This is a genomic window from Lysobacter sp. F60174L2 (genome assembly GCF_052547135.1).
The window spans coordinates 95866-108101 of sequence record NZ_JBQWRA010000002.1 but is presented as its reverse complement, the minus strand read 5'-3'; the positions used below and the strand labels follow the sequence as shown (position 1 = coordinate 108101).

12 protein-coding genes are annotated in these 12236 nt (G+C 69.0%); 8 read left to right on the top strand and 4 right to left on the bottom strand.

Going from position 1 to position 12236, the window contains the following annotated elements; all coding sequences use genetic code 11:
• Positions 1 to 136 precede the first annotated feature (136 nt).
• On the top strand, positions 137 to 1381 hold the full coding sequence (locus ACT9AS_RS05540; RefSeq protein WP_445099771.1) for a polyhydroxyalkanoate depolymerase: 1245 nt from the start codon (positions 137 to 139) through the stop codon (positions 1379 to 1381).
• A 271-nt stretch (positions 1382 to 1652) separates the two neighbouring features.
• Here the strand turns inward: ACT9AS_RS05540 and ACT9AS_RS05535 are convergent, their stop codons facing one another.
• Entirely contained in the window at positions 1653 to 2570 is a 918-nt protein-coding gene (locus tag ACT9AS_RS05535) for a sensor domain-containing protein (protein WP_445099140.1), read from the bottom strand.
• Entirely contained in the window at positions 2567 to 2956 is a 390-nt protein-coding gene (locus ACT9AS_RS05530) for a helix-turn-helix transcriptional regulator (protein ID WP_445099139.1), read from the bottom strand. Before ACT9AS_RS05530 ends, ACT9AS_RS05535 begins: the two co-directional genes overlap by 4 nt.
• 200 nt (positions 2957 to 3156) lie before the next feature.
• Here ACT9AS_RS05530 and ACT9AS_RS05525 point away from each other — a divergent pair, with 200 nt between their 5' ends.
• Positions 3157 to 4176, top strand: coding sequence for a peptidylprolyl isomerase (locus ACT9AS_RS05525; RefSeq protein ID WP_445099138.1), 1020 nt, complete (start codon positions 3157 to 3159; stop codon positions 4174 to 4176).
• A gap of 12 nt (positions 4177 to 4188) precedes the next feature.
• On the opposite strand, the gene speG is transcribed toward ACT9AS_RS05525, so the two are convergent.
• The gene (gene speG, locus ACT9AS_RS05520; protein WP_445099137.1) at positions 4189 to 4764 is read right to left on the bottom strand and encodes a spermidine N1-acetyltransferase; all 576 of its coding nucleotides are present in this window, start codon (positions 4762 to 4764) and stop codon (positions 4189 to 4191) included.
• An 81-nt stretch (positions 4765 to 4845) separates the two neighbouring features.
• On the opposite strand from speG, the gene ACT9AS_RS05515 reads away from it, so the two are divergent.
• From ACT9AS_RS05515 to ACT9AS_RS05495, 5 genes are all read left to right on the top strand, one after another.
• Positions 4846 to 5142 (top strand): hypothetical protein, encoded by a 297-nt coding sequence (locus tag ACT9AS_RS05515; RefSeq protein WP_445099136.1) that lies wholly within the window; start codon positions 4846 to 4848, stop codon positions 5140 to 5142.
• 92 nt (positions 5143 to 5234) lie between these two features.
• Complete coding sequence (locus ACT9AS_RS05510; RefSeq protein ID WP_445099135.1) at positions 5235 to 7454, top strand: M1 family aminopeptidase; 2220 nt, start codon at positions 5235 to 5237, stop codon at positions 7452 to 7454.
• 14 nt (positions 7455 to 7468) lie between these two features.
• Complete coding sequence (locus ACT9AS_RS05505) at positions 7469 to 8548, top strand: hypothetical protein (protein ID WP_445099134.1); 1080 nt, start codon at positions 7469 to 7471, stop codon at positions 8546 to 8548.
• Between the two features lie 45 nt (positions 8549 to 8593).
• Positions 8594 to 9049 (top strand): VOC family protein, encoded by a 456-nt coding sequence (locus ACT9AS_RS05500; protein WP_445099133.1) that lies wholly within the window; start codon positions 8594 to 8596, stop codon positions 9047 to 9049.
• Positions 9046 to 9891, top strand: coding sequence for a DUF72 domain-containing protein (locus ACT9AS_RS05495; RefSeq protein WP_445099132.1), 846 nt, complete (start codon positions 9046 to 9048; stop codon positions 9889 to 9891). Before ACT9AS_RS05500 ends, ACT9AS_RS05495 begins: the two co-directional genes overlap by 4 nt.
• Before the next feature lie 288 nt (positions 9892 to 10179).
• On the opposite strand, the gene ACT9AS_RS05490 is transcribed toward ACT9AS_RS05495, so the two are convergent.
• Complete coding sequence (locus tag ACT9AS_RS05490; RefSeq protein WP_445099131.1) at positions 10180 to 11085, bottom strand: EamA family transporter; 906 nt, start codon at positions 11083 to 11085, stop codon at positions 10180 to 10182.
• 106 nt (positions 11086 to 11191) lie between these two features.
• Here ACT9AS_RS05490 and ACT9AS_RS05485 point away from each other — a divergent pair, with 106 nt between their 5' ends.
• The gene (locus ACT9AS_RS05485) at positions 11192 to 12118 is read left to right on the top strand and encodes a LysR substrate-binding domain-containing protein (RefSeq protein ID WP_445099130.1); all 927 of its coding nucleotides are present in this window, start codon (positions 11192 to 11194) and stop codon (positions 12116 to 12118) included.
• Positions 12119 to 12236 lie beyond the last annotated feature (118 nt).

The window sequence follows — 12236 nt, the reverse complement described above, 5'->3', positions numbered from 1 at the left end:
ACTTACGTCGCTCCTACACAAGACAAGGTGCACAAGGCAGGCGAGTAGCGATCCCGACGCCGATTCACGTTTCCGCCACCGCAATCCGCTACGCTGCATCGCAACATATCCGTACTCAGGGGAACGGAACCGTATGCTGCTTTACCAGATGCACGAGTTCGGGCGCGCGTGGATGGCGCCGGTGACCTACTGGGCCGACGCCGGCGCCAAGATGTTCGGCGACCAGGGCAGCTGGCTGTCGTCGATGCCCGGCGCCAATCGCCTGGCCGCCGGTTACGAGCTGCTCTACCGCATCGGCAAGGACTACGAGAAACCCGAGTTCGGCATCCACCGCATCGAGATCGACGGCACCGAATACCCGGTGGTCGAGCGCGAGGTCCTGCGCAAGCCGTTCTGCCGGCTGCTGCGCTTCAAGCGCTTCGCCGACGACGCCGGCCACATCGCCAACCTGCGCGACGACCCGCCGGTGCTGGTGGTCGCGCCGCTGTCGGGCCACCACGCCACCCTGCTGCGCGACACCGTCCGGACCCTGCTGCGCGACCACAAGGTCTACGTCACCGACTGGATCGACGCGCGCATGGTACCGACCGCCGAGGGCAGCTTCGGCCTCGACGACTACGTCGGCTACATCGAGGAATTCATCCGCGCCATCGGCGCCGAGAACCTGCACGTCATCAGCGTCTGCCAGCCGACCGTGCCGGTGCTTGCGGCGGTGTCGCTGATGGCCGCGCGCGGCGAGGCGACGCCGAAATCGATGGTGATGATGGGCGGCCCGATCGACACCCGCGAGAGCCCGACCCAGGTCAACGACCTCGCCGTCGACAAGCCGCTGTGGTGGTTCGAGACCAACCTGATCCACAACGTGCCGGCGACCTACCCCGGCGCCGGCCGCCCGGTCTATCCGGGCTTCCTGCAGCACGGCGGCTTCATGGCGATGAACCCAGAGCGCCACGCGCAGTCGCATTGGGACTTCTACGAGCACCTGCTCAAGGGCGACCTCGAGGACGCCGCCTCGCACCGGCGTTTCTACGACGAATACAACGCCGTGCTCGACATGCCGGCCGAGTACTACCTCGACACCGTGCGCGTGGTGTTCAAGGAACACCTGCTGCCGCGCGGGCTGTGGGAAATCAACGGCGAACGGGTCGCCCCGTCGAGGATCACCGGCACCGCGATGCTGACCATCGAGGGCGAGCTCGACGACATCTCCGGCCAGGGCCAGACCCGTGCCGCGCACGAGCTGTGCAGTGGCATCGACGAAGGCGACCGCGAACACCTCACCGTCGACGGCGCCGGCCATTACGGCATCTTCAGCGGCCGCCGCTGGCGCCAACAGGTCTATCCGCAGGTGCGCGACTTCATCGCCCGCCACGCGGGCTAAGGTGCGAGGACCCGGGGTCGCCTCCGGCGTCGACGTGAACCGGCGCACCCGCCCCCGATGTAGGAGCGACGTAAGTCGCGATCGCACGACGCACAGCACAGCCTTGACCCTTGGTCCGGTCGAAGTTTCATGGGTCGCGTTGGGGAACTTCATCGCAAGCGGAAGTCCCGGCGTTGTTCAACTGCGTGGATATCGCGACTTACGTCGCTCCTACAGGGAGCCGGGGTGCGTCACGGCCTGCGCCATTGCTACCCAAGCGTACCCGCGCCGCTCACGAATACTGCGCCGACTTCACCAGCAGGTGCTTGGCGAGTTGGCTGTGCAGCTGCCCGATGCCACGCGCGACATGCATGGTGACGAACAACAGCAGCACGCCAAGCAGCATCGCCACCGGCCAGGCCCACGGTTCCGGCCGGGACAGCACGTCGATGCCGCCGATCATGAAATACCCACCGGCGCCGGTCACTAGCATCAGCGGTGAGGCGATCAACGTCAGCGAGGTCGCCAGACCCGTGACCGCGACGATGAAGTAGGCCACGCCCAGCGGCAGCATCAACAGGAAGTACAGCTGCGTCGACCACGTGCGCGGGTCCACGAACAGGTCCTTGACGCGCTCCAGCAACGGCTTGCCCCGCTCGCTGTACAGGGGGCGCCGCGGCATGCGCTCGCCGAGCATCGCTTCCACCAGCCGCCCTTCCACCAGCGACAGCACCCGGACCGAGCCGAAATAGAGGATCAGGATCGGGATCCCGATGATCAGCACCGACATGCCAAGGGAGAAGCTGACGCCGAACACCACCCAGGTGAAGTAGAAGATACCGGTTGCCAGCGACAGCAGCATGTAGAACAGGGCCGCGTACGTCCGCGGTTCGGCGGCCACGCCGAAGAACCGGCCGGCCAGCGACCTGTGCGGCGCACGATGCGGCGGCCGCAGCGCGGTCTGCACGGTGACTTCGGTATCGCGGTAGATGTCGGCGACCTCGCCCGGCGCGCCGTAGCTGCCGGCGACCGAGGCGATGACGGCGGCCTCGCTCTTGCCCGGGTTCTCGGCCAGTTCGGAACGCAGGTATTCCTCGGCGTCGTACAGCGCGTCCTGCACCAACGCCGGGTCGGCGCCGGCCAGCGCGCGGCGCAGGCGATCCAGGTATTCGGCGATGGTGGTCGGCGGAGTGAAGTGCGCGGTGTTCATTCGGATTCCCCCGGTCGGGTTGCGAGTGGGATGGGTGCGAGGACGGCGTCGACCGAATCGCGGGTGGCACGCCAGGCGCCCACCCACGCCTGCAGCGTGTCGCGTCCCAGCGCGGTGATGCGGTAGTAGCGGCGCGGCGGCCCGGCATCCGATGGCTCGACGAAGCTGTCCAGCAGACCGGCCGCGCCGAGGTTGCGCAGCACCGGGTACAACGCGCTCTGCTTGCCGGCCAGCACGCCTTCGCCGATGTGCTCCAGCCGCTTCGCGATCTGGTAGCCGTACATCGGCTCGTCGGCCGCGGCCATGACCGCGAGCAGCGCCAGCGAGACGGTGCCGGCCGACAGCTCCTTCTGGAATTTGCGCAGCAGTGGCCCGGTTTCGGTCATCGGCGCGGCGGGTTCGTGGACTTGTCCATGAAGCTACTACTCACTTCGATATAGCTCACCTGCCATTAGTCACTGACGATCGCAATGCTGTTGCAGGAGCGGCTTCAGCCGCGATCGTGGAATCGTTCGTCATGCCGACTTCCGAGCGCGGCTGAAGCCGCTCCTACAGATGCTCAAGAGGTGTCGGTGGCTCCGATGGGATGCTTCGGCCAGAATCGGGCATCAACCAACCGTCCTGGAGCCATCCCGTGCCGAATCCGCGCCTGCTGTCGACCGCCCTGCTCCTCGCCCTCGCTTTCGGTGCCTCGGCGCAGGAACCGGACGCCGCGCAAACCGCGGATGCCGCCGACAGGACACCGGCACCGTCGGTGCAGGACATCCTCGATGCCTCGCCGGCGTCGGCCTGGCGCACGCTCGATCCGGCCAGCACGCTTTACATGGAACTCGAGGGCGGACGGGTGGTGTTCGAGCTGGCGCCGCAGTTCGCCCCGCAACACGTCGGCAACATCCGGACACTGGCGAAGGAAGGGTTCTGGGACGGCCTGGACATCTATCGCTCGCAGGACAACTTCGTGGTCCAGTTCGGCGACCCGAACGCGGACGAGGCCGGTGCGAAGTCGATCGGCAGCGCCAAGGCGCACCTGCCCGCCGAGTTCGAGCGCTCCAGCGACGGCCTGGCGTTCACCGCGCTGCCCGACAGCGACGGCTGGGCGCCGGAGGTCGGCTTCGTCGACGGCTTCCCGGCCGGACACGATTCGAAGGCCGGGATGGCATGGATGGCGCATTGCTACGGCGCGCTCGGTGCCGGCCGCGGCATGGCCGCCGACTCCAGCACCGGCGCCGAGCTGTACGTCGTCACCGGCCAGTCGCCGCGCCAGCTCGACCGCAACATCACCCTGGTCGGCCGCGTGGTCGACGGCATCGAGCTGCTGTCGGTGATCCCGCGCGGACCGGAGCCGATGGGGTTCTACGAGGACCCGGCCCGGCGCACCGCGATCAAGTCGATCCGGCTCGCCAGCGAAGTCCCGGCCGCGGAACGCGGCGCGCTTGAGGTACTCCGCACCGACAGTCCCACGTTTGCCGCGGTCACCGAGGCGCGGCGCAACCGCCGCGACGACTGGTACAAGGTGTCGGCCGGCCATATCGACCTGTGCAACGTGCCGTTGCCGGTGCGCGAGGCCGGTGCGGATGACGCGGGCGACACCGCCGCCAACGGTTGACCGGACCGGCTGTCAGGCGTCGCGGCGCTCGTCGTCGCGACCCAGCGCCTCGTGCTGGAAGATGCACATCCGGATGACGCTGCGATAACGGCCGTCGCTGAAGAACTCGTCGACCAGCACGCCCTCGCGCTGGAACCCCGCGCCCTCGTAGATCCGGATCGCGGGCGCATTGTCGACGTCGACCAGCAGGTACAGCTTGTAAAGGTTGAGCACGCGGAACGCGTAGTTGATCGCGCGCCGGGTCGCGGCCTTGGCGAAACCGCGCTGCTGGAAATCCGGCGAGATCATGATCAGGAATTCCGCGCGCCGGTGCAGGTGGTCGATCTCGACCAGCTCGACCAGCCCCACCCGTTCGTGCGCCTGGGTTTCCGGCGACGCGTGCTCGACGATGAAGCGGCGCTCGGACTGGTCGTGGATGTGCTTGCGGTACAGCTCCTCCAGCTCGACGAACGACTCGTAGGGCTCCTCGAACCAGTAGCCCATCACGCTGCGGTTGTTGTTGAGCACGTGGACGAAATGCAGGTCGCTGCGTTCGAGCGGGCGCAGGGTCACGTCGGGCAGGCGCGTGGCGGGCAGGGTCGGTTCCATGCCGCAAGCCTATCCCCTTCCATCACGCCGTGTTAGCCGCCCGCTGCCTAGCCTCGGGACACCCCACACGAGAGCGCCCCCATGCCCCAGTTGCGGATCCGGATCACCGGCAGCGAAGACGACGCGCGCGCCATTGGCAACCTGCTGACCAGCGTGCAGGGCATCGAGCACGTCGAGGAGATTTCCGACCTGATGCCGCACATGGACGACCCCGACTCCAGCTCGGCCGGATTGCCCGACGACGAAGGTCCGGGCATGCGCGTGCTCGAGATCGAGGCGCCCAATGACGCCACCGCGGCCAAGGTGCGCGACGCGGTGGAGGCCCTGGCATTCGACCTGGACGTGATGGTCGAATTCGAGAGTGACGAGGCCGAATGACGCGGGGCGACCCGTGACCATTGGCATGGCACTTGCTTCGATCCGTGACCACGGGCACCCTCGGTCACTGGGGAAAACACGGATTCGAACGCATGCCGAGCACTTCCATTCGATGGGGGCTGGCCGCGCTGCTGGCCATTGCTTCGTTCCACGCCAGCGCGCAGCAGGCGCAACCGCCCGGGCCGGGCACCGCCGCGACTGATACGCCCGCGACGACGCTCGAACCGATCGCGCTGGCCGCACCCGACGCCGCCGCGGTCACCGTGCCCAGCGCGCCCGACGCCTGGGGCGGGCCGCGCACCGGCCAGGAGGCGACCCTGTCCGACCGCGTGGTCGAGTACCGCATCCAGGCTACCCTCGATCCGGTCAAACACACCATCGATGGCCGCCAGCAGCTGACCTGGCGCAACCGCAGCGACCGTCCGGTCGACGCGGTCTACCTGCACCTCTACCTCAATGCGTTTTCAGGTCCGGGCAGCACCTTTTTCACCGAGATGCGCAAGCTGCGTTCCGGCTTCCGCAGCGGCGTCGACATGGACGAGGGCGACTGGGGCTACATCGAACTGAAGACGGTCGAGCAGGCCGGCGCGCCGGTCGAGTGGACCTTCGTCCAGCCCGACAACGGCCCGGCGACCGACCGCACCGTGGTCCGTCTCGACCTGCCGCAGCCGGTCGCACCCGGCGCCAGCACCACGCTCGACATCGACTTCTTCGACCAGTTGCCGCGGGTCACCGCGCGCACCGGCTACTACGGCAGCTTCCACCTGGTCGCGCAGTGGTTCCCGAAGATCGCGGTGCTCGAGCTGCCCGGCGAGCGCGGCGCCACCGCGCCGCGCTGGAACGCCCACGAGTTCCACCTGCACAGCGAGTTCTACGCCGACTTCGGCCTCTACGACGTGACCCTGACCGTGCCGAAGGGCTACACCGTCGGCGCCACCGGCAAGCTGCAGGGCGCGCCGGTTGCCAACGGCGACATGGTCAGCCACCGCTACGTGCAGGGCGACGTCCACGACTTCGCCTGGACCGCCGACGACCGCTACGCCAAACCGCTGACCGGGACCTTCCGCCGCGCCGACGGCCGCGAGGTCGACGTGCGCGTGCTGTTCCACCCCGAGTACGCCTCCAACGCGCAACCGGTGCTGCAGGCCACGCTCGATTCGCTGAAATATTTCGGCGAGACCCTCGGCCCCTACCCCTACGACACCGTCACCGCGGTGGTGCCGCCGTACAACGCGGCCGAGGCCGGCGGCATGGAGTACCCGACGTTCTTCACCGCGTCGAGCTACGACGAGGTGCGGCCCGGCACGTTGCAGCGCTACCTGCTCGACTTCGTGACCATCCACGAGTTCGGCCACGGGTATTTCTACGGGATCCTCGGCTCCAACGAATTCGAGGAACCGTGGCTCGACGAGGGACTCAACGAGTTCTGGAACCAGCGCATGCTGGTCGCGGCCGGGGACCAGGCGATCAATCCGATCCCGCCATGGTTGCGCCGGCTCGGCGTCAACGTGTCGATCAGTCCGGTCGAGCAGCACCGCCTCGGCGCGGGGCTGGACGAGCCGTTCGACGGCCTCGGCCAGAACGCCTGGAACCGCTATTCCAGCGGCAGCTACGGCACGGTCTACTCGCGCACCGCGGTGCTGATGACCGACCTGGAGTCGCGCCTCGGCAGCGAACTGCTCGAACGCGCGTTCCGCACCTACTACCAGCGCTGGAAGTTCCGCCACCCCGGCAGCGCCGACTTGCGCGAAGTGCTGGCCGAGGTCTCGGGCCAGCGTGAACTGGTCGAGGGCCTGTTCGCGCGGCACGTCTACGACGCCAGCCTGGTCAGCGACCGGGTGGTCTCGCTGCACAGCCAGGAAGTGTTGCCGCAGCCCGGGCTGGTGCAGTTCAAGGGTCGCCGGGTGGAACTGACCGCCGCCGACCTCGACAAGGCGGTTGCCGACCACCGCACTGCCTGGAAGAAGGCGCACCCGGACGCGAAGGACGGCGTCGGCGCGTTCCCGTACCGCACCCAGGTGGTGCTGCGGCGCGAAGGCGCCGCCGTGCCGCAGACCGTGCGGGTCGACTTCGCCGACGGTTCGCACCAGCTCCGCCGCTGGCAGGGCGATGACGATTGGGCGCGGTTCGAGTTCATCACCCCGGCCCGCGCCGTGTCGGCGCGCATCGATGGCGCCAACGCAATCCATCTCGACGCCGACAAGCTCGACGACAGCCGCACGCTCGAACCCGACGGCCGCGCCTCCCGCCGCTGGAGTGCGGATTTCGCCGCACTGCTGCAGTCCTTCTACGTCCTGCTGGTGGCCCTATGACGATGCAACCCGAGATGACGGATTCCCACGCCGAGCCGAAGGTCGCCGAACCGACGGTCGCGACGCCACCGCCTGCCCGCCCGCGCAAGCGCGGCGGCCTGCGTGCCCTGTTCGCCGGCCTGGCTGACGCCTTGCAATGGCGCCTGTTGGTGCTCTGGGCGCTCGGCCTGTTGCTGCCCACGGCAATTGTCGCCTTGCCGGTCTGGCATTCGCTGGCGGCGCAGTTCGACCACAGCCTGCAGGTCGAGCGGATCGCCACGGCATTCGAGCCCATGGCGATGTTCGGCGCAATCGGCAACATCTCCGAAAACGGCGCGTGGTTCGGCGGCGCGGGTTTCGCCGCGCTTGCGTTGACCCTGCTGCTGTCGCCGTGGCTCAGCGGCATGGTGGTCGCGTCGATCCGCACCGGCTACCCGCTCGGCTCCACCGGCCTGATCGGCGGCGGTGCGCGCGAATACGGCCGCATGCTGCGCACCCTTCTGTGGTCGCTGCTGCCGCTCGGCATCGCGTTCGGCATCGGCGCGGCGGCGATGGGCATGGCCGGCCGGAGCACCGCGGACGCGATCCTCTCGGCCGACGTCGACCGTACGCGGAACATCGCGCTGGGCGTGGTCGCCGTTCTGCTGGTGCTCGCCCACGCCAGCGTCGAGGCCGGGCGCGGCGTGATCGCTTCCGATCCGGCGCGGCGCTCGGCAGTGCGTGCCTGGGGGCGTGGCTTCATGTTGCTGTTGCGCCGGCCGGTCGCCACCCTGCTGGTCTACCTCGGCACCGCGCTGGCCGGCTATGGCCTGGCGCTTGTGTTCGGCCTGCTGCGGGTGCAGGCCAGTGGCTCCGGCTGGCTCGAATTGCTGCTCGGCCTGCTGCTGACCCAGTTGCTGGTCGCCTCGGTCGCGTGGGGCCGCAGCGCGCGGCTGTACGCGATGGCCGACCTCGCCCGCGACGAGCAGTCGCGTCGTCCGGTGCGGCCCCGCAAGCCGCGCGCGAAGGGCCAGCCGCGGTTCTGGCAGCGCCGCCGGGTGCGTGAAGAGGCCGCCGCGCCCGAGCCCCCCGCAACCGCCCCGGAAACCAGGACGCCCGAGGGCACGGCCGCTTAACGTCGGCGGGCTATCCTGCCGGCCTGCGTGCACGAGGATCCCGCCATGGCCCACCCACCCGGCACTGCCAGCACGATCATTCCGTGCCTGCGTTATCGCAACGCGCACGTCGCGATCGACTGGCTGTGCGACGCCTTCGGCTTCCAGCGCCAGGCCGTCTACGCCGACGAGCGCACCGTCCTGCACGCCCAGCTGACGTTCGCTGGCGGCATGGTGATGCTCGGCTCGGCCGACAACGAAAGCGAATGGGGCCGCCACACCGTGCAGCCCGACGAGGTCGACGGCCGCGAGACCCAGAGCTGCTGCGTGGTGGTCGAGGCGATCGACGAGCACTACGCCAAGGCCAAGGCCGCCGGCGCCGAGATCGTGATCGACATCGCCGACCAGGAGTACGGCGGACGCGGCTATGCCTGTCGTGACATCGAGGGCCACCTGTGGTGGTTCGGCAGCTACGACCCCTGGCAGGCGCACGACAACGACGCAGGCGACGCGACGGCATGAGTCACGACCTCTTCGCGGATGCCGGCGCCACCGTGGCCGGCATCGGTCCGGTCGATGGCATCCGCGTCGGTATCGGCGGCTGGACCTACGTGCCGTGGCGAAAGAATTTCTATCCGGACCGGCTGGTCCAGCGACGCGAGCTGGAATACGCCAGCCGCCAGCTCAGCGCGATCGAAATCAACGGCACCTACTATGGCGCCCAGAAGCCCGAAACCTACGCGCGCTGGGCGGCCGAGACGCCGCAGGGCTTCCTGTTCTCGCTCAAGGCCCCGCGGCGGATCATGCAGTCGCGGGTGCTGGCGAAGACCGGCGGACAGGTCGAGGACTTCCTCGGCGGCATCGCCTCGCTGGGCGACCGGCTGGGGCCGATCGTGTGGCAGTTCGACAAGGGCAGCCAGCTGGAACGCGGCGACTTCAACGCTTTCCTGGACCTGCTTCCGCGCGCGATTGGCGGCCATCCGCTGCGCCACGTGCTCGATGTCCGGGTGCCGGACTTTGTCGACTCCGGCTACCTGGCGATGGCCCGCGACCACGGCATGGCCACGGTGTTCACCGACTCGCGGGACTACCCGTCGTTCGCCGACGTGACCGCCGGTTTCGTATACCTGCGCCTGATGCGTTCGCGTGCCGAAATCGCCAACGGCTACAGCACCGACGAACTGGCGCTGTGGTCACGCCGCGCGCGCGAATGGGCCCGCGGCGGCGAGCCGGACGACGTGCCGCGGATCGACCCCGCCAGCGCGCCGACCGGCCCGCGCGAGGTCTTCGTCTACTTCATCAGCGCCGCCAAGGAGCGCAACCCCGCCGCCGCGATGGCGCTGATCGAGCAACTGCGCGCCTGACCCGCGCGCGCATCAAGCCCCCGCACGCCCATGTAGGAGCGACGTAAGTCGCGAACGCCAAAAGAGCCGTGCATCGACCGGACTGGCCGACCGGAACCTGCGCCGCAACAACCCATCGCTTGCGAGCGGGACTTCGGCAACCCACCGACCTCGACTGCCGCCTTCCGTCGCGTTCGCGACTTACGTCGCTCCTACAACAGCAATCCAGCGTCGACGGCAGTCCCGCGTTGAGCGACAGTCCCGCCTCAAACGGCAGTCTCGCGCCAAACGGCGCGCACCCTCAGGCAATCACTTCCCGGCCTTCTGGCTGATCGCCACGCTGCCCAGGATCAATGCGCCGGCGATGCCCATCGACACCGTCAACGGCTCGTCCAGCAACCACCAGGCCCAGCCGACCGCGAACAGCGGCACGAGGTAGGTGACGGTGACCGCGCGGCTCGCGCCGATGCGCTGCACCAGCCGGTAGTACACCGCATACGCCAGACCGGTGCAGAGCACGCCGAGCAGGCCGGCCGACAGCCACGCATTGATCGACACCGCCTGCGTCGGCCAGTCGGCGATCGCGAACGGCAGCGTCAGCAGCGCCGACGAGCCCAGCGTCGCCGACGCCAGCGCGGCCTGCGGCATGCCCGAGAAATGCCGGCGCAGCATATGCACGCCGACGCCGTACATGAAGGCCGCCCCGCATCCGGCCGCGACCGCCCAGCCGATGCTCGCGCCCGCGGTCTTGCCGCTGGCCAGCACCACCACGCCGGCGAAACCGACCAGCAACGCGCCGGCGCGGCGCACGCCGATCTTCTCGCCGAAGAACAGGAACCCGACCAGCGCGGTGAACAGCACCGCCATCGCATTGGTGATCGCGCTGATGCCGGCCGGCGCGTGCTGCGCAGCCCAGGCGAACAACGCGAACGGCACCGCCGAGTTGATCGCGCCGACCAGCACCACTTTCGGCCATACCTTCGCCGGGAACGCCGCGCGCTGTCGCCACAGGAACGGCAGCAGCACCAGCGCGCCGAACCCCAGCCGCAGCTCCGACAGCGCCGCGGTACCGAACTCGGGGGCGGCAACGCGCTGGAACATGAAGGACACGCCCCAGATCGCCGCCAGCACCACCAGTTCCAGCGGGGTCAGCCACGCGCGCGATGGCGCATCGACAACGGGCACGGCATTGATGCTTGCTTCGGCGGTCCGCATGGGGGAGCGAGCTCGATTCGGGGCGAACCGCCATTTTCCGTATGCCCGATGGCACCGCAAGTGCATACTTTGCGGGTCAGGCACAAATCCTGTTTGAGGCTGGACCATGGCATTGCGAGGAGACTGGCTGCCGGCGCTGGCGGCGTTCGAAGCGGCCGCACGGCACCAGAATTTCGCCCACGCCGGCGAGGAGCTGCACCTGACCGCCAGCGCGGTCAGCCACCACGTGCGCAAGCTCGAGTCGCGGCTGGGCGTCGTGCTGTTCCGGCGCCACGCGCGCGGGGTCTCGCTGACCGCCCAGGGCCGCCAACTGGCGGACGCCGCCAGCGACGCGCTGACCGACCTCGATGACGTGCTGTCGGTCTTGCGCACCAGCCACGAGGAACACGACCGGGTACGCATCTCCACCCTCCATTCGCTGGCCCACACGTGGCTGATCCCGCGGCTTCCCGGCCTGGTCGCGGCGCACCCGCATATCCGGCTGACGGTCGCCACCGAGGTGGTGCTGACCCGCTTCGAGGATGGCGGCCCCGACTTCGCGATCCGGCACGGGCCCGGCCATTGGCCCGGCCTGACCGCGCACCCGCTGATGGACGACGCGCTGTTCCCGGTGGCGTCGCCGACCCTGCCCGGGATCGAGCGGGTACTGGCCGCCGCCGACGTGGCGACGCTGCCGCTGGTGGCGGACCTCGGCCGGCAGGGCTGGCACGACTGGTTCCGGGCGGCGGACGTGCACGTCGGCGCGCTCGACGAGCGGCACGTCTTCAGCGACTCGACCGACGCACTGGAAGCGGCGGCCTCGGGTTTCGGCGCCGCGCTCGCGCGCGAGAAGATCGTCACCCACTACCTGGAGTCCGGGCGGCTGGTGCGATTGCCTGGCCCGGTGGTGCCGGCGCGCTGGAACTACCACGTGGTGTACCCCGCCCACCGGCGCCTGCGGCCCGCGGCGCGGGCCGTGGTGGACTGGTTGCTGCAGGTCGCCGCCGCGGAGGGGCAGGAACGCGCAGCCCTGGATGGACTCCCTCCGGTGTAGGAGCGACGTAAGTCGCGATCGCACGGCGATCCCGGGCATCAGTGAAATCGCGACTCACGTCGCTCCTACAACGAAGCCCTGCGCCGTCGACGATTCGATGTGACGTTCGATGGATGCG